Source organism: Luteibacter sahnii, from assembly GCF_034063545.1.
Classification (GTDB): domain Bacteria; phylum Pseudomonadota; class Gammaproteobacteria; order Xanthomonadales; family Rhodanobacteraceae; genus Luteibacter; species Luteibacter sahnii.
In genome coordinates this window covers 98,971-123,595 of the sequence record NZ_JAQLOK010000006.1, presented here as the reverse complement: position 1 = coordinate 123,595, position 24,625 = coordinate 98,971, and the positions used below count along the sequence as shown (strand labels likewise).

24 protein-coding genes are annotated in these 24,625 nt (G+C 67.7%); 13 read left to right on the top strand and 11 right to left on the bottom strand.

What is annotated here, in order from left to right; genetic code table 11:
• The first annotated feature begins 74 nt into the window (after positions 1-74).
• Together PI246_RS15385 and hemF are read left to right on the top strand one after the other, a co-directional pair.
• Complete coding sequence (locus PI246_RS15385; RefSeq protein WP_320552193.1) at positions 75-779, top strand: YdcF family protein; 705 nt, start codon at positions 75-77, stop codon at positions 777-779.
• An 81-nt stretch (positions 780-860) separates the two neighbouring features.
• Positions 861-1,763, top strand: coding sequence for an oxygen-dependent coproporphyrinogen oxidase (gene hemF / locus PI246_RS15380; RefSeq protein ID WP_320552192.1), 903 nt, complete (start codon positions 861-863; stop codon positions 1,761-1,763).
• Between the two features lie 13 nt (positions 1,764-1,776).
• Here the strand turns inward: hemF and PI246_RS15375 are convergent, their stop codons facing one another.
• Positions 1,777-2,424, bottom strand: coding sequence for a DUF4097 family beta strand repeat-containing protein (locus tag PI246_RS15375; RefSeq protein ID WP_320552191.1), 648 nt, complete (start codon positions 2,422-2,424; stop codon positions 1,777-1,779).
• A gap of 142 nt (positions 2,425-2,566) precedes the next feature.
• Here PI246_RS15375 and gpmA point away from each other — a divergent pair, with 142 nt between their 5' ends.
• Together gpmA and PI246_RS15365 are read left to right on the top strand one after the other, a co-directional pair.
• Positions 2,567-3,307 (top strand): 2,3-diphosphoglycerate-dependent phosphoglycerate mutase, encoded by a 741-nt coding sequence (gpmA, locus tag PI246_RS15370; RefSeq protein WP_320552190.1) that lies wholly within the window; start codon positions 2,567-2,569, stop codon positions 3,305-3,307.
• 137 nt (positions 3,308-3,444) lie between these two features.
• Positions 3,445-3,966 (top strand): DUF1453 domain-containing protein, encoded by a 522-nt coding sequence (locus tag PI246_RS15365; RefSeq protein WP_320552189.1) that lies wholly within the window; start codon positions 3,445-3,447, stop codon positions 3,964-3,966.
• Positions 3,967-3,972: 6 nt separating this feature from the next.
• Here the strand turns inward: PI246_RS15365 and glnK are convergent, their stop codons facing one another.
• The gene (glnK, locus tag PI246_RS15360; protein ID WP_320552188.1) at positions 3,973-4,311 is read right to left on the bottom strand and encodes a P-II family nitrogen regulator; all 339 of its coding nucleotides are present in this window, start codon (positions 4,309-4,311) and stop codon (positions 3,973-3,975) included.
• Positions 4,312-4,504: 193 nt separating this feature from the next.
• On the opposite strand from glnK, the gene PI246_RS15355 reads away from it, so the two are divergent.
• Both PI246_RS15355 and PI246_RS15350 read left to right on the top strand, forming a co-directional pair.
• Entirely contained in the window at positions 4,505-4,759 is a 255-nt protein-coding gene (locus tag PI246_RS15355; protein WP_320552187.1) for an accessory factor UbiK family protein, read from the top strand.
• A gap of 171 nt (positions 4,760-4,930) precedes the next feature.
• Entirely contained in the window at positions 4,931-6,433 is a 1,503-nt protein-coding gene (locus tag PI246_RS15350) for a YifB family Mg chelatase-like AAA ATPase (RefSeq protein WP_320552186.1), read from the top strand.
• A 373-nt stretch (positions 6,434-6,806) separates the two neighbouring features.
• Here the strand turns inward: PI246_RS15350 and aceA are convergent, their stop codons facing one another.
• Together aceA and aceB are read right to left on the bottom strand one after the other, a co-directional pair.
• Complete coding sequence (gene aceA / locus PI246_RS15345; RefSeq protein WP_320552185.1) at positions 6,807-8,093, bottom strand: isocitrate lyase; 1,287 nt, start codon at positions 8,091-8,093, stop codon at positions 6,807-6,809.
• A 16-nt stretch (positions 8,094-8,109) separates the two neighbouring features.
• Positions 8,110-9,705, bottom strand: coding sequence for a malate synthase A (gene aceB, locus PI246_RS15340; protein ID WP_320552184.1), 1,596 nt, complete (start codon positions 9,703-9,705; stop codon positions 8,110-8,112).
• A gap of 125 nt (positions 9,706-9,830) precedes the next feature.
• On the opposite strand from aceB, the gene PI246_RS15335 reads away from it, so the two are divergent.
• Positions 9,831-10,850 carry a LysR family transcriptional regulator gene (locus PI246_RS15335; RefSeq protein WP_320552183.1) on the top strand — a complete coding sequence of 340 codons (1,020 nt, stop codon included), beginning with the start codon at positions 9,831-9,833 and terminating at the stop codon, positions 10,848-10,850.
• On the opposite strand, the gene PI246_RS15330 is transcribed toward PI246_RS15335, so the two are convergent.
• The 7 genes from PI246_RS15330 to PI246_RS15300 form a co-directional block, all read right to left on the bottom strand.
• Positions 10,851-11,438, bottom strand: coding sequence for a 1-acyl-sn-glycerol-3-phosphate acyltransferase (locus PI246_RS15330; RefSeq protein ID WP_320552182.1), 588 nt, complete (start codon positions 11,436-11,438; stop codon positions 10,851-10,853).
• Entirely contained in the window at positions 11,435-11,857 is a 423-nt protein-coding gene (gene arfB, locus PI246_RS15325; RefSeq protein ID WP_320552181.1) for an alternative ribosome rescue aminoacyl-tRNA hydrolase ArfB, read from the bottom strand. Before arfB ends, PI246_RS15330 begins: the two co-directional genes overlap by 4 nt.
• A 72-nt stretch (positions 11,858-11,929) precedes the next feature.
• Complete coding sequence (locus PI246_RS15320; protein WP_320552180.1) at positions 11,930-12,646, bottom strand: pseudouridine synthase; 717 nt, start codon at positions 12,644-12,646, stop codon at positions 11,930-11,932.
• Entirely contained in the window at positions 12,646-14,289 is a 1,644-nt protein-coding gene (gene ubiB, locus PI246_RS15315; RefSeq protein ID WP_407069826.1) for a ubiquinone biosynthesis regulatory protein kinase UbiB, read from the bottom strand. The genes PI246_RS15320 and ubiB overlap by 1 nt, the downstream gene beginning before the upstream one ends.
• Positions 14,290-14,294: 5 nt before the next feature.
• Positions 14,295-14,963: a ubiquinone biosynthesis accessory factor UbiJ gene (locus tag PI246_RS15310; protein ID WP_320552178.1), complete on the bottom strand. Its 669-nt coding sequence runs from the start codon at positions 14,961-14,963 to the stop codon at positions 14,295-14,297.
• Positions 14,964-15,012: 49 nt separating this feature from the next.
• Positions 15,013-15,477, bottom strand: coding sequence for a tRNA (cytidine(34)-2'-O)-methyltransferase (locus PI246_RS15305; RefSeq protein WP_320552177.1), 465 nt, complete (start codon positions 15,475-15,477; stop codon positions 15,013-15,015).
• Between the two features lie 7 nt (positions 15,478-15,484).
• Positions 15,485-15,697, bottom strand: coding sequence for a hypothetical protein (locus PI246_RS15300; RefSeq protein ID WP_320552176.1), 213 nt, complete (start codon positions 15,695-15,697; stop codon positions 15,485-15,487).
• 360 nt (positions 15,698-16,057) lie between these two features.
• Between PI246_RS15300 and PI246_RS15295 the strand changes: the two genes are divergently transcribed.
• From PI246_RS15295 to PI246_RS15270, 6 genes are all read left to right on the top strand, one after another.
• Positions 16,058-18,892 carry a M16 family metallopeptidase gene (locus PI246_RS15295; RefSeq protein ID WP_320552175.1) on the top strand — a complete coding sequence of 945 codons (2,835 nt, stop codon included), beginning with the start codon at positions 16,058-16,060 and terminating at the stop codon, positions 18,890-18,892.
• A gap of 87 nt (positions 18,893-18,979) precedes the next feature.
• Entirely contained in the window at positions 18,980-19,387 is a 408-nt protein-coding gene (locus PI246_RS15290) for a DUF4156 domain-containing protein (protein WP_320552174.1), read from the top strand.
• A 207-nt stretch (positions 19,388-19,594) separates the two neighbouring features.
• Positions 19,595-21,505 (top strand): methyl-accepting chemotaxis protein, encoded by a 1,911-nt coding sequence (locus PI246_RS15285; RefSeq protein ID WP_320552173.1) that lies wholly within the window; start codon positions 19,595-19,597, stop codon positions 21,503-21,505.
• Positions 21,506-21,797: 292 nt separating this feature from the next.
• Positions 21,798-22,289 (top strand): MarR family winged helix-turn-helix transcriptional regulator, encoded by a 492-nt coding sequence (locus PI246_RS15280; protein ID WP_320552172.1) that lies wholly within the window; start codon positions 21,798-21,800, stop codon positions 22,287-22,289.
• Positions 22,290-22,299: 10 nt separating this feature from the next.
• Positions 22,300-24,429: an FUSC family protein gene (locus PI246_RS15275; protein ID WP_320552171.1), complete on the top strand. Its 2,130-nt coding sequence runs from the start codon at positions 22,300-22,302 to the stop codon at positions 24,427-24,429.
• Positions 24,419-24,616 (top strand): DUF1656 domain-containing protein, encoded by a 198-nt coding sequence (locus PI246_RS15270; protein WP_320552170.1) that lies wholly within the window; start codon positions 24,419-24,421, stop codon positions 24,614-24,616. Before PI246_RS15275 ends, PI246_RS15270 begins: the two co-directional genes overlap by 11 nt.
• Positions 24,617-24,625: the final 9 nt, after the last annotated feature.

Sequence of the window (24,625 nt, the reverse complement as noted above, 5' to 3'; positions counted from 1 at the left end):
TGCCGGCATGACGATTGCGCGTGCGTGGACGGCGGGACAGACTCCGTGTTTTCCTGCGCGACGGTCACCGGACCATGCCTGGCTTGCTCAAACCCCTGCGCCGTGGCGTGTGGCGATACCTCGGCGACGCGGACATCCTCGCCGCCGCGGTGGTCACCGTGCTGGCGTGTGCCGCGAGCGCCGGCCTGCTCTACGTCGCCCACGCGGTCCGCGTGTGGCGGATCGCCCGCCGCGCGCCGACGACGCCGGCGCGCGCGGGCACCTTGCTCGTCTTCGGTCGCCGACTGGTAAACGACCGTCCGGAGGGGGATTTCATCGCACGGCTGGAGCGCGCGCGGCACTGTGCCCTCAAGGGCCGCGCCGACCGCGTGCTGCTGCTCGGCGGTCCGGGTGGTGGGTCGCTCAGCGAGGCCGAAGCCGGACAGCGCTGGCTGCGCGACGGCGTCTGGCCGCCGGGCGTTTCGTTGGCGCTCGAACAGGCGTCCATCGATTCGCTCGAGAACCTGCGACACGCCCGCGAACTCTTGCGCGGCCCGGATCGCGAGCCGTTGCCGCGGGTCTATCTCGTGACCAGTCGCTACCACCTGGCCCGTTGCGCCTACCTCGCCCGCCGCCTCGGTTTCGATGCCCACCCGCTTGCCGCCGAAGACGCCCTGCCGATGACGCGCCGCTACCTGCTCCGGCTGGCCATGGAAGCCGGCTACCTGATGTGGATCGACACCGGTCTGCGCTGGGCCGCGCTGACCGGCAACCGGCGCGTCGTCTCGCGGGTGAGCTGATCATCCCGGCGCGGTCGCATGCCGCATGGGACCTGTCATAGGCTCTTGCTAAGCTCGGGCGCATCCTGACGAGAGCCTCCCATGTCCCAACACGCCGATCTCGCTGAAACCTTCCTGCGCGGCCTTCAGGACCGCATCTGCGCCGCTGTCGAAGCCATCGACGGGCAGGCCCGTTTCCATGAGGACGCCTGGACGCGCGATGCCGGCGGCGGTGGCCGCACGCGTGTGTTGCGCGAGGGCGGCGTGTTCGAACAGGCTGGCGTGAACTTCTCCCGGGTATCGGGCTCGCAACTGCCGCCGAGCGCCACGGCCCATCGCCCCGATCTCATCGGCGGCAGCTTCGTCGCCACGGGGGTGTCGCTGGTGCTCCATCCGCGCAACCCGTACGTGCCGACGACCCACGCCAACGTGCGCTATTTCGAGGCATCGAAGGAAGGCGTGGAGCCGGTCTGGTGGTTCGGTGGCGGCTTCGACCTGACGCCCTACTACCCGTTCGACGAGGACGTTCGCCATTGGCACACCGTGGCGCGCGACCGTTGCGCACCGTTCGGCGACGATGTCTACGCGCGCTACAAGCGGTGGTGCGACGAGTATTTCTTCCTTAAGCACCGAAACGAGACGCGTGGCGTGGGCGGGCTGTTCTACGACGACCTCAACGAGGGCGGCTTTGATCGCTGCCTGGATTTCACCCGCGCCGTGGGCGAGGGGTTTCTGGAGGCTTACCTGCCGATCGTCGAGCGGCGAAAGGACACGCCCTACGGCGAGCGCGAGCGTGAGTTTCAGTTGTATCGCCGCGGACGCTACGTGGAATTCAACCTCGTCTACGATCGCGGCACGCTGTTCGGATTGCAGTCGGGCGGCCGCACCGAGTCGATTCTCATGAGCCTGCCGCCACGCGTGCGCTTCGAATACGCCTACGCACCGGAGCCCGGTAGCGCCGAAGCGCGGCTTGCGGAGTACCTCAAGCCGCGCGACTGGATCTGACCGGGGCGGGAGCTTACGGCGCGTCGCCCGAGAACGACTTCGGGGTGGCGCCTTCGATCTTGCCGACCGTGGCCGACGAACTGACGTAGAGGTCCACCGGTCGTTCGAACGTCATCGTGCCCTGCACCACGCTGTGTGGGCCGATCACGATCTTCGGGCGGCGGTCGTCGTTGCTGTGCCAGTTCATGCGGGGTTTCTTCACCGTCAGGCCGCCTTCCACCCTCGACGCGGTGAGGGTGACGTCGGCGTTGACCGTCTCGATGCCTCCGCCCACATGGGCGTGGTCCAGTTCCATCTCGCCGTTCACATTGGAGAGGTGGCCCTTGACGTCCGCGCCAGGCTCGAGCGCCAGGCGGCCGTTGACCGTCTCCACATCCTCGTTGACCCGGGCGTCGCGGTGCAGGGTGACCGCGCCGTTGACGGTCTTGACGCTGTCGGCCGTGGCCGCGGCGCCCATGTCGACCGATCCATTGACCGTGCCGGCTTTCTCCACCACCGCGCGGTCGCCGATCTTGACCGAGCCGTTCACGGTATGCACCTCGCCGGCCTTGCCGCCGGCGTCCACGCTCGCGGTGCCGTTGACCTTGCTGATGTCGTCGGCGGCGACGGCGGTGCCGGAGACGGCCAGGGCGACCAGAAGGAACATCAGGGTACGGCGCATGGGTGCAACTCCACAGGGATGAGACCCGTAGGATGCACTTCGCGGTCGCAAGGTTTAGCGTGACCTATGGCAGGGTGCGGTCGGTTGACCGGCGCGGGATGACGTTCCACCATCGCCTTTTCCCTTCGCAGCGCCCATCGCCATGTACAAGCTCGTCATGATCCGCCACGGCCAGTCGGCCTGGAACCTCGAAAACCGTTTCAGCGGCTGGGCCGACGTCGATCTCAGCGAGCAGGGCGTGGCCGAAGCCCGCGAGGCCGGGCGTCTGTTGAAGGAGGCCGGTTTTACCTTCGACCTGGCCCACACCTCGTACCTGAAGCGGGCGGTGCGCACACTGTGGCACGTGCAGGACGCGATGGATCTCATGTGGATCCCGGTCGTCACCGACTGGCGCCTCAACGAGCGGCACTACGGCGCGCTTACCGGCCTCAACAAGGCCGAGACGGCGGCGAAGTACGGCGATGACCAGGTCAAGATCTGGCGCCGTAGCTACGACACCCCGCCCCCGGCGCTGAAGCCGGGCGAGATGTCGTTCGCCGACGACGCCCGCTACGCCGGCATCGCCGACGTCCCGCTCACGGAGTGCCTCAAGGACACGGTCGCCCGCGTGCTGCCGTATTGGCACGATGTGCTCGCCCCCGCCATCAAGGCCGGCCGCAGCGTGCTGATGGCGGCGCACGGCAACTCCATGCGCGCCCTGGTGAAGTATTTCGACGGCATTTCCGACGACGACATCGCCGAACTGAATATTCCCAACGGCATTCCGCTGGTCTACGAATTCGACGCCGAGTTGAAGCCGGTCAAGCACTACTACCTGGGCGATGCCGCGGAGATCGAAGCCAAGATGGCCGCCGTGGCCAACCAGGGCAAGGCCAAGGCCTGAGCCACCCTTGGGAACTGACAGTCGTCACCCGTAACGGGTGGCGACCGGCCATGCCCGCGACGGCGGCCCGACGCTAGGCTTTGTCCATCCGAAACGACACGAGAATCCCAATGCTTGCCCAGGCCGCCGCTTCCCCCATGCCCGTGTATGTCCCGATCGCCATCGGCGGCCTCGTGCTGTTCGCCATCTACCGTCGGGTGCGTGGCAGCTTCGGCCGGCAGCCGATCCACACCCGGCGAATGACGGCCCGGGCGGTGTTGCTGGGCGTGGGCCTCGCCCTGTCGATGCTGTCGGGCCTGCAGGACGTGCGCCTGGCCGAGGGCGTGCTGGCCGGCGGCATCGTCGGCGCCGCGCTGGCGGTGTTCGTCGGCCTGCGCCTGACCCGGTTCGAGATCGGCGCCGGCGGTCAGGACGGCTACATCCCCAACCCCTGGGTGGGCGCCGCGCTCACCGCCCTGCTATTGGGCCGCCTGGCCTGGCGCTTCCTCGTGCTGGCGCCGGTCATGGGCGGCGATGCCGCCGCGTATCACGGCCCCGCACCCGGCAACAGCCCGCTCACGATGATGGTGGTGGGGCTGACCCTGGGGTATTACCTGAGCTATTACGCCGGCGTGCTGGTGCACCACCGCCGCTTCAAGCGCATCGCGGCGGCGGTGTGATTCCGCTCAGAGCGCGTCGTTGTCCAGTTCGCCCGTGCGAATGCGAATGACCTGGTCCAGCGGGCTGACGAAGATCTTGCCGTCGCCGATCTTGCCCGTGCGGGCGGCTTGCTGGATCGCCTCGGTCACGCGCTCGACCTGGTCGTCCGCCACGGCCACCTCCAGCTTGATCTTGGGCAGGAAGTCGACCACGTATTCCGCCCCCCGGTAGAGTTCGGTGTGGCCCTTCTGCCGGCCGAAGCCCTTCACCTCCGTCACCGTGACGCCCTGTACGCCGACCTCTGCGAGGGCCTCGCGGACGTCGTCCAGCTTGAACGGCTTGATGATGGCCACGACCAGCTTCATGTAGGACTCCTGGGGGCGTGCCGGACAGCGGCAGGCGGATCCGCCATTGTGCCACCGGGTCCGGCGGGCGTCTGCCCGGGACACGCCCTCGACCCGTTTTGTAGGAAAAACCCTACACGCCGTGTAGGCATTCGCCGATAGCGCCTACAATCGGTTGTCCCAATAATTCATTCACGACATCGAGGTGCGCAAGATGGATGTGCAGGGTATCGATCAACTCGCACAGCGGTTGGCGTCGTTGGTTCCGCCAGGGTTGGCGCAAGCGCGTGAGGATTTGCACGCCAACTTCAAAGATGTTCTGGCGCAAGGACTACGCCGCCTCGATCTCGTAACCCGCGAGGAGTTCGACGTACAGAGCCAGCTTCTGGCTCGCACGCGCGAAAAACTCGACGCTTTGGAAAAGCGCATCGCCGATCTGGAAGTCAGCGCTGCGCAACGCGGCCAATAGGACGACCGCACATCCCGGGCCGCCTCCGATCCGTCACCCTCACCCCGAGAGCGGTCGGAGGCGGTTATTTTCTTAGCCGGCGCAAGGAGCGCGTATGCGAACCGGATCACGGCACTATCGCCGACGTTCGCTTTCCGGCCTGATCCGTCACCGGTTACGATACGCCTTCCCATGAGCCTCGCGGTCACTCTCTCGCGGGCCCAGGAAGGTGTCTCCGCACCACAGGTCGTGGTCGAGGTGCATCTCTCCGGTGGCCTCCCCAGCACCTCCATCGTCGGCCTGCCCGAGGCCGCCGTGCGCGAAGCGCGCGACCGCGTCCGCGTGGCCATTCAGAGCACCGCCTTCGAGTATCCCAACCGCCGGGTCACCGTGAACCTCGCGCCCGCCGAACTACCCAAGGATGGCGGTCGTTTCGATCTCGCGATCGCTCTCGGCATCCTCGCCGCTGGCGCCCAGATACCGCGCGAACGCCTCGACGACTGCGAGTTCCTGGGCGAGCTGGCGCTGTCGGGCGAACTGCGCGCCGTGCCCGGCATCCTTCCCGCCCTGATTCGTGCCCGCCGCTGCGGTCGCCGGGTGGTCGTGCCTCGTGCCAACGCCGCCGAAGCGGCGCTCATCGGCGAGGCGGACGTGCTGCTCGCCGATAGCCTCGCCGAGGTGTGCGCATGGCTGCGTGGGCAGGGCGAACTGGACATCCCCCCTGCCTCGACCGACTTCTACGACCTGCCCCAGGGCGGTCCGGACATGCGCGACATCCGTGGGCAGCACCAGGCGCGGCGCGCGCTGGAGATCGCGGCCGCCGGTGGGCACCACCTGCTCATGGTCGGGCCGCCCGGCACCGGCAAGACCATGCTCGCCGAACGCCTTGCCGGCATCCTGCCGTCGATGACCGAGTCCGAGGCGCTGGAGAGCTGTGCCGTCCGTTCGCTCGCCGGCGAGATCATCGATCCCGAGGGCTGGCGTCGCCGGCCCTTCCGCGCACCCCACCACACCGCTTCCGGCACCGCGCTGGTGGGCGGCGGCTCCACGCCGCGTCCGGGCGAGATCTCGCTGGCCCACCACGGGGTGCTTTTCCTCGACGAGTTGCCGGAGTTTCCCCGCCACACGCTCGACGTGCTTCGCGAGCCGCTCGAGTCCGGGCAGATCGTCATCTCGCGCGCAGCGCGCCAGTCGACCTTCCCGGCGGAGTTCCAACTCGTCGCGGCGATGAACCCGTGTCCCTGCGGCTTCTCCGGCGATCCCAAGCATGCGTGCCGTTGCACGCCGGATCAGGTGCAGCGCTACCGGGCGCGTGTCTCGGGGCCGCTGCTCGACCGCGTCGACCTTTGCGTCGAGGTGCCGCGCGTACCGATCGCCGCGCTCACCGCGGCGGCCTCACCGTACGACGAAGACAGCGCCACGGTACGCCAGCGAGTGGTCACGGCGCGCGAAAAAGCCCTGCTGCGCGCGGGCCAGAGCAACGCCGAACTCAGCGTGGTCAACCTCGAACGCGATTGCGCCCTGCCGCAGGCCGAGCGCGCCTGGCTTGAAGCGGCGCTGGAAAAACTCGGCGCCTCCGCCCGTGCCTACCACCGCATCCTGCGCGTGGCACGCACCATCGCCGACCTCGAGGGCGGTACCGGCTGCGTCGAGCAGTCGCACCTGGCCGAGGCGCTGCATTACCGGCGGTTCTGACGATAAAACTTATTTCATGTACTGACGGGTTGACAAATAGAGGGGTCGGGCGGAGAATCCTGTACCAGGTAGTTCGCTTAATGGCTGCCTGCCCCGCTCCGGTGCTGGATACCCCTCCCTCCCCCCGCTCCAGCACCGGGGCCCGGCCTTTAAAGACTCCATTTTTGTATTGACGGCCGGCGCATCCTTGCGCGGGCCGTTTTTTTTAGGTGCTTCGCGGGCGTCGGGGGGATGCTGCGTGGATACAGGCGTCGCCGCGGGCCCGACGGTGGGGCGGCGAGACCCGAGCCTTGGGGGGGGGCCAGGGCTCCCGCGACTCGCCGGGTCGAACCCATGCTCCGTGTCGTCAGGTCGAGGGCCGAAATGAACCTTTTCAGGCGGCCGAGGCGTGGAACTGGGTCTGCTCGGTCGAGCCGTCCAGGGCAGACAGCGAGCTCAACGATCCGGCGATGACCTGGTTGATCGCGTCGAAGTAACCCGTGCCGACCTCGCGCTGGTGTTTCACCGCCGTGTAGCCGTCCTTCTCGGCGGCGAACTCCGCTTCCTGCAGGGCCACGTACGCCGACATCTGGTGGTCGCGGTAGCCCCGGGCGAGCTGGAACATGGAGTGGTTCAGGGCGTGGAAGCCCGCCAGGGTGATGAACTGGAAGGCATAGCCCATGGCGCCCAGGCGCTTCTGGAACTCGGCGATCGTGGATTCGTCCAGGTGTTTCTTCCAGTTGAAGCTGGGCGAGCAGTTGTAGGCGAGCTTCTTGCCTGGGAACCGCGCGTGGATCGCCTCGGCGAACTGACGCGCCTGCTCGAGATCGGGCGTGGAGGTCTCGCACCAGATCAGGTCCGCATACGGCGCGTAGGCCAGGCCGCGGGCGATCGCCTGGTCGATGCCTTCGCGGCTTTCATAGAAGCCTTCCACCGTGCGCTTGCCGGTGAGGAACGGGCGATCCTGTTCGTCGATATCGGAGGTGACCAGTCCCGCGCCCATCGCGTCGGTGCGCGCGACGATGAGCGTCGGCACGCCGGCGACGTCGGCGGCCAGACGCGCCGCGATCAGCTTCTGCACGGCTTCCTGCGTCGGCACCAGCACCTTGCCGCCCATGTGCCCGCACTTCTTGGCGCTGGCGAGCTGGTCTTCGAAGTGAACGCCGGCGGCACCGGCCTCGATCATGTGCGTCATCAGTTCGTAGGCGTTGAGCACGCCGCCGAAGCCCGCCTCGGCATCGGCCACGATCGGTACCAGCCAGTCGCGATCGTCGCGGCCCTCGGCGTGGTGGATCTGGTCGGCGCGCAAGAGGGTCTTGTTGATCCGACGCACGACGTTGGGCACCGCGTCCACCGGGTACAGCGACTGATCGGGGTACATTGCACCGGCGGTGTTGGCGTCGGCGGCGACCTGCCAGCCAGAGAGGTAAATCGCCTCCAGCCCGGCCTTCACCTGCTGCATGGCCTGGTTGCCGGTGAGCGCACCGAGCGCGTTGACGTAGGGACGTTCGTGGATCGCACGCCACAGCCGTGCGGCGCCGCGGCGGGCCAACGTGTGTTCCACCGTCACGGTGCCGCGCAGTCGGGTCACATCGTCGGCCGTATAGGGTCGCTCGATACCGGACCAGCGGTCGTTGTTTGCCCAGTCCAGCGCGATCTGTTCAGCGGTGTGCATCGTCATGGTCGGTCTCCTTCGCTCAGGGCAGGCGGTCGTAGGCGGGCAGGGTGAGAAAGTCATGCAGCGTGTCGGCATGCGTGAGCGCAGCGATGAGGGCCGCCGCGTCGTCGGCGCGCGCGGCGCCAGGCAGGGTCGACTCGCGCAGGCGCTGTCGGTACTTCGCCAGGGCGTGGTCGAACAGTGCGAACGACACCGGCGCGTGGTCGCTGAACTCCACCGGGCCGTGGTGCAACCACTGCCACAGCTGCGCGCGGGCGATCTCCGCCGTGGCCGCGTCTTCCATCAGGTGGTGGATCGGCACGCAGCCCAGGCCGTCCAGCCACGCGGCGGTGTAGCGCAGGCAGACCTCCACGTTGTTGTCGAAGCCGGTGCGCGTCACGGTACCAACGGCCGGGCGGATCAGGTCCTCGCGCAACACGCTCACGTCGTCTCGCGTGACGTGCCGCTGGTTCGGCGTGGGCATGTGCGCATCGAAGATCGCGCGGGCCACCGGCACGAGCGCGGGGTGCGCGACCCAGGTGCCGTCGTGCCCGGCGGTCACCTCGCGGAGCTTGTCGGCGCGCACCTTCGCCATCGCCGCATCGTTGGCCTCGTCGTCGCCCTTGATCGGGATCTGCGCGGCCATGCCCCCCAGGGCCAGCGCCCCACGGCGATGGCATGTCTGGATCAGCAGCTCGGAGTAGGCCTTCAGGAATGGCACCGTCATGACCACCTGCCCGCGCTCGGGCAGGAGGCGGTCCGGGTGGGCGCGGAACGTCTTCAGATAGGAGAAGATGTAGTCCCACCGCCCGCAGTTCAGGCCGGCCGCGCGGCTGCGCAGGGCATGCAGGATTTCGTGCATCTGGAATGCCGCAGGCAGGGTCTCGATCAGCACCGTGGCCTTCATGCTGCCCTCGGGCAGGCCGAGCACCGCTTCGGCGTGGTCCATCACGTCGTTCCACAGCGCCGCTTCCTCCATGCTCTGCAGCTTGGGCAGGTAGAAGTAGGGGCCGCGATCCCGCGCGTGCAGCGCGGCGGCGTTATGGAACACGAACAGGCCGAAGTCCACGAGCGCGCCCGATGTCGCCTCGCCGTCCACCGTCAGGTGCCGCTCCGGCAGGTGCCAGCCACGTGGGCGAACCACGAGCACGGCGGGGTCGGGGCCCACGCGGTAGTGCTTGCCTGCCTCGTTGGTGTATTCGATGGTGCCGTTCACCGCGTCGCGCAGGTGCCGCTGGCCCTCGACCTGATTGGTCCACGTCGGCGCGCTGGAGTCCTCGAAATCGGCCATGAAGACCTTCGCCCCGGCATTGAGGGCGTTGATGATCATTTTCCGCTCCACCGGGCCGGTAATTTCCACGCGACGGTCGAGCAGCGCTTCGGGCAGCGGCGCGACGGTCCACTCGGACTCGCGGATCGCCCGGGTGTCCTCGCGAAAGTCGGGGCACTCGCCGGCATCGAAACGACGCTGCCGGGCCTCGCGTTCGGCGAGCAGGGCCACGCGCCGGGCGTCGAAGCGGCGGTGCAGGCCGGCGACGAAGGTGAGGGCTTCCGTACTCAGGATGTCGCGGTACGACTCGATCGCGTGGGCGACGATACCGGCGGCGGGATCGATCACGCTCTGGGAAGCGGCCATGGTGGGAAGTCTCCGGGAGGCGGGTCAGGGCTCCACGCTAGGACTTTCATCTGGTATTTGACAAAGCATATGTTTCAATGATTAGGATTAACAAATCCAATGGCTATTGGAAATCATTGAAAGAAATGAAGAAAAATCAGGTTAAAGTACGCAGCAAAGCCTCGTTTCGAGACGTTTCCGTCCCGACGACGGCGGTCGCGGAGCGCTTTTACTACAAGGGCAACCGCCTCAAGCAACTGCGTGCTTTCGTCTACATCGCCCGGTTGGGTAGCCTCAGTCGGGCCGCCGAGGCGCTCTTCCTGTCTCAGCCGTCGGTGAGCCTGCAACTGAAAGCGCTGGAGCGGGAGTTGGACGCGCTGCTGCTGGAACGTACCCGTCGGCGCATCACGCTCACCGACGCGGGCGAGGCCCTTTACGCCATGGCTCGCCCATTGGTCGAGGGATTCGAGGCGCTGGACGTCGCGTTCCGCGACAAGACCCAGGGTGCGCGGGTCAAGCGGCTGACGATCGCCGCCGGTTCGTCCACCATCCAATACCTGCTACCGGACCTGGTGAAGACCTATCGCGAGCGCTACCCCGACGTGCACCTGGCGCTGTCGAACGTCACCAACCGCGACGGCATCGACCTGCTGCGCAACGACGAGGTCGACATCGCGGTGGGCTCGATGATCGACGTGCCCCACGACATCGCCTGGGCGCCGGTCTACCACTACGACCCGATGCTGATCATGCCGCCGGACCATCCGCTGGCGAACCGCAGCGAGATCCGCCTGGAAGACATCGCTCCCTACGGTCTCATCCTTCCGCCCAAGCGCCTGACCACCTACAAGCTGGTCGACATGGTGTTCCAGCAACGCCATGTGCCCTACACGGTGGCGATCGAGGTCGGCGGCTGGGATGTCATCAAGCAATACGTCGCCATGGGCCTGGGCATCTCCATCGTGACAGGCATCTGCATCACGCCGTCGGATCGCGAACGCCTCGCCGTGCATAACCTGCGGTCGTACCTGCCCCAGCGAAGCTATGGCGTGGTGATGCGCAAGGGCCGGTTTCTCAGTCCGCAAGCGCGTGCCTTCATCGATCTCATCAAGCCCGGGTTGCTGACCCATCGCGACTACGACGACTCCGGTCACTCCGAGCGGTGATCAGGCGTCGCGGTGCTTGCCGTGATAGCCGGCGAACATCGCGCGAACGCGCACCAGGTCGGCCTCGATGTCGTCGCTGGCGCGCACGAGGGGGCCCAGGGTGAACGTGCGGCTGGGGTAGTCGATGAAGACCGGCTGGATCGGTACGCCGGCGCCACGGGCGATGCGCAGGAAGCCGGACTTCCACTGCCTGACCGGTTTGCGCGTGCCCTCCGGCATGATGCCGAGCCACATGCGCGGCTCGCGGGCGAAGCGCTGCACCATCTGGTCGACCACGTTGGTGGCCGCCTTGCGGTCGACGGCAATCATGCGCAGGCGGCGCACGACCGGACCGAGGAGGCCGGAAAACACCTCGCGCTTGATCATGATGCCCACGTCGAGCCCGATCGCCACCTTCATCAACAGGCCCCAGACACCATCCCAGTACGACGAATGCGGCGCGCCGACCAGGATCAGCTTCGGCACGTCGGGAAACTCGCCGACGATGCGCCAACCGCTCAAGCCGATGACCCAGCGACAGAGGCGGCGCCAGGGCGTGCGGGGCAGGGTAGGCGCGTGGGGAGGCAGGTGCTCCGGCACGCCTTTCATTCACGGCTCCAGTCGCGCGAGCGGCCACGCTTGGTATCGCCTCGCTGGGCCTTGCCCGTGAGGCGCCGCTCCTTGGACGCACGCGTGGGCTTGGTCGCGACGCGCTTCTTCGCCACCACCGTGCCCTCGCGAAGCACGTCGGCCAGCCGCTCGCGCGCGTCGTCGCGATTGCGCGCCTGGTCGCGGAAGCGGCGCGCCTGGATCACCAGCACGCCCGCCTCCGTCATGCGCCGGTCGCGCCGGGCCAGCAGTCGCGCGCGGACATCGTCGGGCAGTGACGGCGAGGAGGCGACATCGAAACGCAGCTCAACCGCGCTCTCGGTGCGGTTCACGTGCTGACCGCCGGGACCGTCGGCGCGGGTGAAGCGCTCGACGAGTTCGGCGTCGGGAATGGCAATGGCGCGGGTCACGATAAGCATGGCGACACGCATCTTAGCAGCGCGCCGCCACGGGTCATGACGCAGAGCGCCACCCGCCGACCTCGGTGCGTGTCAGTCGTCGCGCCAGGCGTCGTACGCCTGCGTCCAGCCGAAACCTTGCAGCAGGCGCTGCCACGTCGCATCCAGCCCCGCGTCGATCCGCATGGGCCGTCCGTCGCGCGGGTGCGCGAACACGAGCCGCGCTGCATGGAGCAGCAGGCGGTGCGACGCGAAGTGGACCTTGAACAGCCGGTTGTGATCGCCGCGACCATGCTGGCTGTCGCCCACCAACGGGTGATGGATATGCGCGAAGTGCTTACGGATCTGCCGGAAGCGGCCGGTGCGTGGCTCGGCGGCGGCCAGCGCGTAGCGCTGCGTGGCGTAGCGGCCCAGCGGGATGCCCACCTCGACGGTGGCCAGTCGCCGGTAATCGGTCTGCGCCTCGCGGCGTGGGCCGGTGTCGCGCGAGCCCGGCAACGCGTAGTCGATGCAGCCTTCCGCCGGTTCCGGCCAGCCCCGGCACACGGCGAGGTAGCGCTTGCGCACGCTGCGCCCCATGAACTGCTCGCCGATCTGGGCGGCCATCGCCTGCGAGCGGGCCACGAGGAGCACGCCGGACGTGGCGCGATCAAGCCGGTGCGCCAGATGCAGGCGCCCGTCGACCTGTTCGCGCAGCAGGTCGACGAGAAAGGCGTCGTCGGGGCCGACGAAGGCCGAGCGATGCACCGCGAGGTTGGCGGGCTTGTTGACGGCGACCAGGTCGTCGTCCTGGAAGAGGATCTCCAGCATCAGGACGAACGGCGCGGCCAACCCACCGCGAAAGCGACGAGGCCGGCGGCGACGCAGGCCGCTGGCAGCGACGCATGCAGGCGCGGCGCCAGGGCGAACAGTACCGCGCCGCCCACCAGCAGCGCGGCGCCAAGCAGGCCGCAGGCGAGCACCCGATGCAGCTGGCGCGCCGTGTCGCGCGTTTGCAGCAGCACGCGCGGGTCGGCCACCTCGCGACGCTCGCCGCTGGCGACCTGGCGCAGCGCGTCGCGCACGAGTTCGGGTACGCGGGGCGCCATGTGCATCCACTCGGGTAGCCGACGGCGCACGTCGCGCAACGCGGCGCGAACGCTGTAGCGCTCGCGCAGGATGCGCCGCAGCACCGGATGCGCGACGGCCCAGATGTCGATCTCCGGGTCGAGCATGCGACCCACGCCTTCGATGTTGAGCAGGGTCTTCTGCAGCAGGATCAGCTGGGGCTGCAGGGTGAGCTCGAAACGGCGGGCGGTCTGGAACAGTTTTACCACCAGTTCGGCGATGGATATCTGCGAGAGCGGCCGGGTGAAATACGGCTCACACACCGTGCGTACTTCCGCCTCCAGTTCGTCCAGGCGCACGTTGGCGGGCATCCAGCCGGCGGCGACGTGCAACTGGGCGATCCGCGCGTAGTCGCGTTCGAACAGGGCGATGAAGTTTTCGGCGAGCCAGTACTGGTCGGCTTCGGGCAGCGAGCCCATGATGCCGAAGTCGAGCGCGATGAAGCGCGGTTCGTCGATGCGGCCCAGGTCGACCCAGATGTTGCCCGGGTGCGCGTCGGCGTGGAAGAAGTTGTCGCGGAAGACCTGTTCGTAGAACAGCCGCACGCCCTTTTCGGCCAGCCGCTTGCGATCGAGCCCCGCGGCGTCGATCGCCGCGATGTCGTCGGCGCTGACCCCGTGCACGCGTTCGAGGGTGAGCACGCCCTGGGTGCTGAGGTCCCAGTGCACTTCGGGCACGTACAGGTCGATGCCGCTGGCGAAGTTACGCCGGAGCAGGCTGGCACTGGCGCCCTCGCGCTGCAGGTCGAGCTCGTTGGACAGCATCTTCTCGACTTCGGCCACCACGTCGAGCGGGCGGATCTTGTCGGCGTTGGGGTGCCAGCGCTGCGCCAGCGAGCCCAGTGTGTGGAGCAGGTCGATGTCGCGGGCGATGCGCCGGTCGATGCCGGGTCGCAGCACCTTCACCACCACCTCGCGGCCGTCGTGAAGCGTGGCGGCATGCACCTGGGCGATGGAGGCCGAAGCGAGCGCCTGCTCGTCGAAGCGCGCGTAAAGCGTCGTGACCGGGGCCTTCAGTTCGCGCTCGACGATGGCACGCGCCTCGGTGCCGGGAAACGGCGGCACCTGGTCCTGCAAGAGCGCCAGTTCGTCGGCGACGTCGGCGGGGATCAGGTCCCGGCGGGTGGACAACACCTGGCCCGCCTTGACGAAGATCGGGCCCAGTTCGTTCAGCGCCAGGCGCAGGCGGGCCCCGCGCGGAAGCCCGCGCACCTCGGCCGGCGCCCGGGGGAACAGCAGGCGCACGGCCTTCAGCGGACCGAGCAGGTGGGCGCCGTCGACGAGTTCGTCGAGCTGGTATTTGATCAGGATGGCGGCGACGCGGAACAGGCGGGGCGCGAGGCGCAACGGCGTCATGCCCCGTTCCCCTTCAGCAGGCGCTCGATCCGGGCGAACCGGGCTTCGGCGCGCTCGGTGCGCTCGCGCACGGCATCCACGCCATCGAGAAAACCGTCGAGCTCGCCCGGGGCGACCGCGACGCGGGCCTCGTCGCGCAGCCAGTCCGCGCCGTCGTCGGTGAGATGCGCGGCGGTCTGCTTCGCGTGGGCGAACGCCTGGTGAAACGCCCGCGCCAGCGGCACGCCGATGGCGTCGCCGAACGCGCGGGCGAAGGCTTCTTCGATATCCGGCGCGAATTGCCTGGCGAGGCGCTCGAGCCGTCGGGCGAGTTCCGCGTCGCCGGCGATGTCCACTTTGCCAGGTGCCATGCCCTCGTCGTCACGACGCAGCGCCATGGCGAGCAGGCTACCGGGTGAGGCGGTCACGCGCAGGCTGCCGCCGTCTTCCGCCGGGCCGACACGCAGCCGGCCTTTCTCGACGGTGATCCGCAGGGCGAGGTCCGGACCGCTCAGGTGCACCTGCACGCTGCGTCCATCCAGCGCGTCGAGCCGTCCGCGCGTGTCGGGATCGAGGTCGACGACGCGGTTGAGCACGGACTCCATGGCCCGGCCGGCGACGACGCGCAGCGGGCGGGGAAGGAAACGGGAGGGGCCGCTATCGGCCTGGGGACGATCGGAGGTCATCGGTGGATTGTAGCCTGCCGCTTCGTGCAATCGCCGGGAAGGCCGGGGCTCACCCCGCGCCGACGAACCCGGCTTGCCGCCACGTCTCGAACACGGCGACGGCCACGGCGTTGGACAGGTTCAGGCTGCGGTTACCCGGGCGCATGGGCAGGCGGATGCGCTGGCCCTCCGGGACCGCGTCCAGCACGTCGTCCGGTAGTCCGGCGGTCTCGCAACCGAACAGCAACGCGTCCTCGGGCGCGTAGGCCACATCGGTATGCAGGTGTTTTCCCCGGGTCGAGAAGGCGAAGACCCGCGGATGGCCGATCGACCCCAGGCAGGCGGCCAGGTCGTCGTGCACCGACAGGTGGGCGAACTCGTGGTAATCGAGCCCCGCGCGGCGCAGGCGCGCGTCGTCCAGTTCGAAGCCCAGCGGGCGGATCAGGTGCAGCGTGGCGCCCGTGTTGGCGCACAGGCGGATGACGTTGCCCGTGTTGGGCGGAATCTCAGGTCGGAACAGGATGACGTGGGGCATGCGCCCATTATGAGCCAGACGCGACGCAGAGCACGCCGTCCGGGGGCAGGGCGCAGGCGCCGGCGGTGATGGCGGTCGCGGTAGTGGCGCTCGCGTCGGTGGTGGGCGCGGCGAAGGTCGGTGCTGCACCCGCGAGGCCGAGCATGTTGCCCAGGATGAGGCCGCAGACCATGACCGAGGCGACGAGCAGGCCGCGGAGGATGACGAGTTCGTAATTCATGGGGAAATCCTCGAGGTCGATCCGTCAGGCCATCATGGCCAGGGTGTAGCCGCAGAGCAGCATGGAGGCGATGAGGAAAGCGGCGATCATCGGCAGTTCGAATTTCATGGCGTACTCCTGGAAGGGAAAGCGTGGCGGGCGGCGTGCCCGGGTGCACAGGTATTAGGCAATCGCCGTGCCACGCGCTGTAGGGCCCGTAATCAGCTGATGGACATGAGGTTTGTCACCCGTGGCGTCGTGCGCGCGTCTGTCCGCGGACAGTCGCGGGGCCGGAACCGGACAGCGCTTGCATGGACACCGGTCGAGCGCGCGGGCTAGCCTCGGCCGGTTGGGCCGCGTCGGGCCCGTGAAGGAGTTCGCATGAAGAAACGTCTTGCCCTGCTCGCCGCGGGACTGCTCGCGATGGCCGGTGGCGCCCTCGCCGACACCGCCGAGGTTCCCGGTATCGCCTTCACCCGCTTCCAGTTGCCCAACGGGCTGACCGTGATCGTGCACGAGGACCACAAGGCGCCCGTGGTGGCCGTTAGCATCTGGTATCACATCGGCTCGGCCGACGAGCCGGCGCACAAGACCGGCTTCGCGCACCTGTTCGAGCACCTGATGTTCTCCGGCTCGGAGAACCACAAGGGCACGTACTTTCAGCCGTTCGAGGTGGCCGGGGCCACCGACATGAACGGCACGACGTGGTTCGACCGCACGAACTACTTCGAAACCGTGCCCACCACCGCGCTGGACATGGCGCTGTGGATGGAGTCGGACCGCATGGGCCACCTCCTCGGCGCGATCGGCCAGCACGAGCTCGACACGCAACGCGGCGTGGTGCAGAACGAGAAACGCCAGGACGAGAACGAGCCGTACGGCCGGGTCGACGAAAACGTGCTGGCCAACGTCTATCCGGCCAACCACCCTTATCACCACGACACCATCGGCTCGATGGCCGACCTCGACGCGGCCTCGCTGGCCGACGTCAAGCAGTGGTTCCACGATAACTACGGCGCCGCCAACACCACGCTGGTACTCGCCGGCGACATCACCCCCGAACAGGCCCGGGCCAAGGCCGAGACGTATTTCGGCGACATCCCCGCCGGGCCGCCCGTGCCGCGACAGCAGCCCTGGGTGCTGCCGCTCACGACCGATACGCGGGGCGTGCAGCACGATCAGGTGGCGCAGACGCGCATCGTCCGCACCTGGGTCGTGCCGCAACTGGGCACCGACGATGCGGTGCAGCTGGACCTTGCCACCACCGTGCTGGGCGGCGGCAAGACGTCGCGCCTGTACCAGCGCCTTGTCTACCAGGACAAGCTGGCCGACGACGTGTCGGTGGGTCTATCCCCTTTCGCGCTGTCCAGCCGCGTGCAGTTGACCGTCGACGTGAAGCAGGGTGTCGATCCGGCCCGGGTCGAGGCGGCCGTCGCCCAGGTGTGGAACGACTTTCTCGCCAACGGACCGGCCGATGATGAATTGGCCCGCGCCAAGGTCGCCAACCGAGCCGGTTTCATACGAGGCCTGGAGAAGGTCAGCGGCAAGGCCGCGATCCTCGCCGAGGGCCAGGTCTACCGTAACGATCCGGGCGCCTACCGCAAGGATCTCGACCGCTCCGAGCGCGCCACGGCCGCATCGGTGCTGGCGGCGTCAAAGAAGTGGTTGGGCAAGGGCAGCTACACGCTCACCGTGATGCCGGCGGGACCGGGTTTCGATCCGGCGGCCGAGGACAAGGCCGTCGTCGGCCGTCCCGCGGCGGACGGACGCCCGGCGCCGGTGCTGCCGCCGGCCGGCCACTACACCGTGGCGACCTCCACGGTGGATCGTGCCCTCGGCGTGCCGAAGGTGACGAGCTTCCCGAGCCTGTCGTTCCCCGGCCTGCAGCGGGGAAAACTCCGTAACGGCATCGAGGTGGTACTCGCCGAGCGCCACACGATCCCGGTCACCCAGGTGCAGATCCTGTTCGACGCGGGCTACGCCGCCGACCAGGGCCGCAAGCTGGGCACGGCGAGCTTTACCTCCACGCTGCTCAACGAGAGCACGGCCGACCTGGATTCGGTCGATATCGCCCGCCGCAAGGAACGCCTGGGCGCGATGATCGGTTCGAGCTGCTCGCTCGATACCTGCGCCGTCGCGCTCAACGCGCTCAACAGCGAACTGGGTCCCTCGCTCGACCTGTTCGCCGACGTCGTGCGCCATCCGGCGTTCAAGGCGGCCGACATCGAGCGCGTGCGCGGCCAGTGGATCGCGGGTATCGCCCAGGAGAAGACCGACCCCACGAGCATCGCCCTGCGCACGCTGCCGCCCCTGCTCTACGGCAAGGCGCATGCCTACGGCATCCCGTTCACCGGCAGCGGTACGGAGAAGGCCATTGCCTCTCTCAACGCCGGTGACCTCAAGGCCTTCCAGCATGACTACCTGCGCCCGGACAACGCGCGCATCCTCGTCGCCGGCGACACCACGCTGGCCCAGATCCTGCCGCGGCTCGACGCCGCGTTCGGCGACTGGACGCCGCCGCCCGGCACGATCCCCGCGAAAAACATCGGTACCGTGGCGGCCCAGGCCAAGCCCCGTGTCTTCCTGGTCAACCGCACCGACGCGCCGCAATCGCTGATCCTGGCCGGGCTGCTCGCCCCCTCTACCAAGGCGAAGAACGCCATCGACCTGGGCATCGCCAACGCGGCGTTCGGCGGCACGTTCACCTCGCGCCTCAACATGAACCTGCGCGAGCAGAAACGCTGGGCCTACGGCGCGGGCAGCATGCTGTCCGATGCCAAGGGCCAGCGGCCGATGCTGTTCTATGCGCCGGTGCAGACCGACAAGACCGCGCCGTCGGCAGAGGAAATCCTCAAGGAGATCCGCGCCGTGATCGGTCCGAAGCCGCTGACCGACGCGGAAATCGCCAAGGTACAGGCCCAGCGCGTGCGCGCGTTGCCGGGCAGCTTCGAGACCACCGCGTCGGTGCTTTCCGCCCTGTCAGGCATCGTCATCTACGACCGGCCCGACGATTACGTGCAGACGCTCAAGGCGCGCATCGACGGCGTCAACCGGGGCTCCGCCGAGGCGGCGCTTTCGGCGGTGATGCATCCCGGTTCGCTGACCTGGGTAATCGTCGGCGACCTGCGCAAGATCGAGGCCCCGGTGCGTGCGCTCAACCTGGGCGAGGTGCAGGTGATCGACGGAGACGGCGATCCGGTAAAGGCGTCGAGGTAAACGCCGACCGCACGGAACGCGCGGCGGTGATCGCGCGTTCCGTTTCCTCGGGCTAGCATAGGCGCGACCGTGTTCCCGGAGCCGCCCATGCGCAAAGCCCTCGTTCTGTTCATCCCCCTGGCCCTGTCCGCCTGTTCGTGGGGCATCAAGCTCGACGACGGCGCACGCAACGTGCGCACCGCGTGGAACGGCGACACCTCCGGCTGCCGCGAGCAAGGCAAGGTGACGGTCTCGGTCATGAATCGCGTGGGTCCGGTCGATCGCAGCGACCTGAAGGTGCGCGACGAACTCGAAGTGCTGGCCCGCAACGAGGCGGCCAAGATGGGCGCGGACACCGTCAAGCCGATGGGCGAGCCGCATGATGGCTCGCAGGACTGGGGCGCCTACACCTGCGGCGCGCGCCCGGCCGCGGCATCCCGTAGCGATTCGCCCACTCCGCCGCCGCAGAACACGACGCCCCAGGGTGGTTTCGAGACCGTGCCGCTCAAGAATTGACGGCGAACGGGGCGGGCGCTGCCCGTCCCTGCGTCGGATCGACCTGTTGCCATCCTTGGCAAACGCTTTCGATACATATCGGTAAGTTCATGTAAACGCTTACATTGTGATCTTTGTCACAAATACAGATATTTCATCTTTGTGAACTAAAGATTACGAGCGGCGGGCCGTCAAGCGGTGTCCTCAGCCCCCTTCCGGTCCCTACGCGTGAATTTCCTCAAGTCGACCCAAGCCCGCTACACGTCGGCGTTGGCACTCTATTTCCTTCTCCTCGTGGCGTTGACCTTCATCGTCATCCGGCTGTTCGTCAGTCCCGATCTGCGCGACACCGAGGCCGAACTGGTAGGTCGGCAGGTGGACGAGATCGGCACGGTCATCACCAACAAGCTGCACCAGGTGGAAGCCCAGCAGCGCAGCATCACCCAGACCGTGGCGCTTATGGACAGCGCCTCCATCGATCGCCTGCAGCCGGGCCTGGTCGACCAGTACGGCGACGTCGACGTGTTCGGCGGAGGTATCTGGCCGCTGCCGTTCAAGCGTGAACCGACCAAGGAGCGCGACAGCACGTTCTTCGCCCGCGACGCGAGCGGCAAGCTGGTGGTCAACACCCACTGGAACCAGCCCGACGCCCTGAAGTACTGGGAGCAGAGCTGGTACAAGAACGGCCTGAGCGCGCCTCGCGGCCACTGTCTGTGGGCCGATGCCTACAAGGACGATGCCAGCGCCCAGCCTCGCACCAATTGCGCGATGGCCATCTACAAGGGCGACGACATCTTCGGTGTGTCCACCGTCGACGTGACGCTGGGCTTCTTCAACCGCCTCGTCGCCGACATGGAGAAGAAGGTGCACGGTCAGATCCTGATCGTGGAGCCCAACGGCACCATCGTCAGCAACAGCACGTACATCAAGGACGACATCGTGCTGAAGAAGCTGGCCGACCTCGCCGGCAGTTCGGCGATGATCGCTCAGGTGAAGGACGCGCTGCCGGGTATCGCCAAGGGCGGCCAGGTGGAGCGCGATTACGACGTCGACGGCGAATCGCACACGCTGTTCCTCCAGCCGGTCACGGGCACGCCGTGGGTGCTCGCCACGAGCCTGCCCACGCGGCTGCTCACCGCGAACACCACACGCATCCTCGGCAAGCTCGCCGCGGTGCAGCTGCCGCTGGCGGTGTTGCTCCTGGTCGCGCTGGTGCTGGGCATCCGCGCGCTGATGAAACAGCTGGGCACGCTCAAGGCCAATATCGACGATCTCAACTCCGGCGAAGCCGATCTCACCCGTCGCCTGGATCAGGGGTCGGGTAGCGAATACAACGGCGTGGTCGACAGCTTCAACGGGTTCGTCGCGCGGTTGCAGTCGATGATGCGCCAGGTGCGCGACAGCTCGTCGTCGATCTCGTCGGCGGCATCGCAGATCGCCACGGGCAACATGGACCTCTCCCAGCGCACGGAAAAGCAGGCCAGCGCGCTGGAGGAAACCGCCGCATCGATGGAAGAACTTACCGCGACGGTCCGCCAGAACGCCGATAGCGCGCGGCAAGCCAATACGCTCGCCCGCGAAGCAGCCGAGGCGGCGCGCGGTGGCGGCGACACGGTGGACGACGTGGTGGTCAAGATGGATGCCATCACCCGCTCGTCGGCGCGGATCGCCGATATCGTGGGTGTGATCGACGGCATCGCCTTCCAGACCAACCTGCTGGCGCTCAATGCCTCGGTGGAAGCGGCGCGCGCCGGCGAGCAGGGCCGCGGCTTCGCCGTGGTGGCCGGCGAGGTGCGCAGCCTCGCCCAGAGTTCGGCGAAGGCCGCGCGCGACATCAAGGCGTTGATCGCCGAATCGGTGGACGACGTGGCCCAGGGTGCGGAACTGGCCAAGGTTGCCGGTCAGCGCATCGGCGAACTCACCGCCAGCGTCACGCACGTCGCCACGTTCATGGACGAAATCATGGCGGCCACGACCGAGCAGAGCCAGGGGATCGAGCAGGTGAGCGGCGTGGTCACCCACCTGGACGACATGACCCAGCAGAACGCGGCCCTGGTCGAAGAGGCGGCCGCGGCCGCCAAGGCGATGGAAGACCAGACGCGCACGCTAGAGGCCGTGGTGGGCGGCTTCCGGATCTGACTTATCGCCGGGGCGTAACGCACGAAGGCCGCCGGCGACGGCGGCCTTCGTGCGTTAATCGGCCTGCGTTACGCCTTTCGTCGCCATCGTGACCACGTGGTGGCCGTTGAACCAGGGTTGGATTGATCGGACGCGGCGGACGTTGATGGAGGAGGGTGCCGACATCTGTCGCTTCCACCGGTTGCGTATCGAACGGTAAGAACGGAGGCGAACAGGCAAAAACTACAGACATTGATAATTCAGAAATGAATAATATGCTTATGTCGTAAGTTTCCTGCCGCTGGACCGCCCGATGAGCGATTTCGCCCCGACCGAAGCCCGCCTCGACGTCACACGACGCAAATACCCGGCGTTTCCCCGGGCGCCAGCCGTGCTCGTGCGCCTGATCAAGCACATCTACAAGGAAATCCACGACCAGGCCAACGCGGTCATGCGCCCCCACGGGCTGAACCACGCCGAATACAACATCCTCATGATGCTGTATGGCGCCCCGGACAACACGCTCACCCCGTCGGAACTGGCCGGGGCGGCCGGCGAGAAGTCGGCCAACGTCACCCGCCTGACGACTGAACTGTGCGAGATGGGCTACATCGCGCGGGCGGGCAGCGAGGGCGACCGGCGCAAGGTCGCCCTGTCGCTCACGCCGGAAGGACTTGAGCTGATCGATCATTTCCTCCCTGACATCGTGACGCTCCTGCACCGGCAGACCCGTCACCTGTCCGCCGCCGAGCAGGCCCAACTGGAGACCCTGCTCAAGAAGATGCTGACCGGGTTCGGGGAGTAAGCAGATCGCCATGGCTGCCGTCGATTCCACCCAACGCACGCCCGCGTTTCGCCAGGTGCTGGTCGAAGCCCTGCGCGAGGAGGCCTCGGTGTGGCTGCTGGTGGTCAAGACGCTCATCGCGTTCTTCCTCACCGGTTGGATCGCCATGCGCCTGGCGCTGCCGTCGCCCTCGTCGGCGATGCTCACCACCATCATCGTCGCCAACCGGCAATCGGGCATGGTGCTGGCCAAGAGCTTCTACCGCGGCATCGGCACGGTGGTCGGCACGCTGGTGGCGATCGTCATCGTGTCGGCGTTCGCCCAGCAGCGCGTGCTCTTCCTGCTCTCGCTGTCGGTGTGGATCGGCCTGTGTACCGCCGGTGCGACGCTCTACCGCAACTTCAAGTCCTACGCCTTCGTGCTGGCCGGTTACGGTACCGCGCTGGTGGCCGTGCCGGTAATCAATGCGCCGTTGAACGTCTTCGACTCCGCGTGGGCGCGCATGAGCGAGGTGCTGCTGGGCCTGCTGGTCAGTGGCGTGGTGAGCGAGGCGGTGTTTCCCGCGCGCATGCGCGACGTGATGCGCCGAACGGGCCGCGAGCAGTTCACCGACTTCATCGCCTTCGTCCGCGGTGCCGTGGGCGGCGTGGTGCCTCGCGAGGCGATGGAAAACGCACACCTGCGTTTCGTGCGCGCGGCGGTCACCCTGGAAGACCTGCGCAGTTCGGTGGTGTTCGAAGACGTGGAGACACGCGCGCGCAGCAACCACCTTCGCCTTTTCAACCAGCGCTTCATGGCGACGTCCACGAGTTTCCAGTCGCTGCACCACCTCATCAACCGGCTCAAGCGTGCGCATCGCGAGCGAGCGGCCGATGCGCTCATTCGGCTCTATGCCCCCCTGCGCAAGGGCCTGGATGGCCCCCTGGGTGCGGGTCGCGCGGCGCAGGCGCTGCTGCCGCCGCTGGTGGACGCACGCAAGGCGATCGATGCGGACGTGGTGTCCCTGCGGGCCTCCCTGGCCGACGCGCAGGACCTGCGCGACTTCGATACCGGTGCGGCGTTGATCCGCCGCTTTGCCGACGAACTGCACGATTACGTCGAGTCGGCGGCCGCCCTGCAGTCGTCGCGGCCGTTTCCGACCATCTCCGCCGAGCGCGTGCGTTTCGACCGGGGCAACGATTTCCTCGGCGCGGGCATCGCCATGGCTCGTGCCACGCTGACGATGCTCGCCCTCGGCGCCTTCTGGATCCAGAGCGCCTGGCCGTTCGGCTCCAGCGCGATGCTGCTGGCGACCGTCTTTGCCGGGCTGTTCGCTACCGCGCCCAATCCAACGCGCACCACGTGGATCGTGATGCTGGGCTATCTCTGCGGGATGACGATGGCGTTCATCTGCCTCTTCTTCATCCTCACCCAGGTGGACGGCTTCGGCCTGATGGCGGTTTGCGTGTTTCCGTTTATCGCGGTCGGGCTGGTCATGATGTTCACGCCAAAGACCGCGTCCTTCGGTTTGGGGTGGGCCTTCGGCCTCACCTACCTGCTGGGCCTGAACAACATCCAGGTCTTCGATCCGGCGCATGCGATCAACGATGCTATCGCGCAGATCATCGGGCTGGGTGCGGCGGCCGCGGCGTTCGTGGTGATTCCCCCGGCGGTCGGTAGTCCGTGGTTGCGTCGACGTCTCATGGCCCGCCTGCGCGGCCAGGTGGCGTTGGCGGCGAACGCGCCGCTGCCCGGCCTGCGTCATCGCTTCGAGAGCGTCAACAACGACCTCGTCAGCCAGGTGGTGGCGCAGACCGAACCGGGCAGCGCGGACTCGCGGGCGCTGATCGCGTGGGCGCTCGCCGTGCACGAGACCGGCCGCGCGGTGATTGAGATGCGCCACGACATGGCAGGCCGCGACGTGCCCGATGCGCTGCGACCGTATCTCGCCACGGCGCTCGATCGCCTCGCGCGTTTCTACACCTCGCCCGACGTGGCCACCTACGTGGCCGCCCGCGACGCGGTGGCGACCGCGATCTCCGGCGTCTGCGAACACGACGGGCAGGCTTACCTGCTCGAACACCTCAGCCTCATCCGCATGGCGCTGCTCGACAGCGAATCGGCCGTTGCCGCGTACATGCCCGATGCGCCCCTCGCCAAGGAGATCGCCCATGCCCCGTGAAATCGCCCTCGGCGACGCGCTCGTGCCGGGGCTGCTCGTCGTCTTCGTCGTGTCGCTGCTGGTGCTGTGGGCGCTGGACGCCGTGGCCGGGCGGTTCGGGCTCTATCGCCTGGTGTGGCACCCGTCGTTGTTCCGCCTCGCCGCCTTTGTCTGCGTCTTTGGCGCCTTTGCGTATTTCCTGTTCTGAGTACCCCGC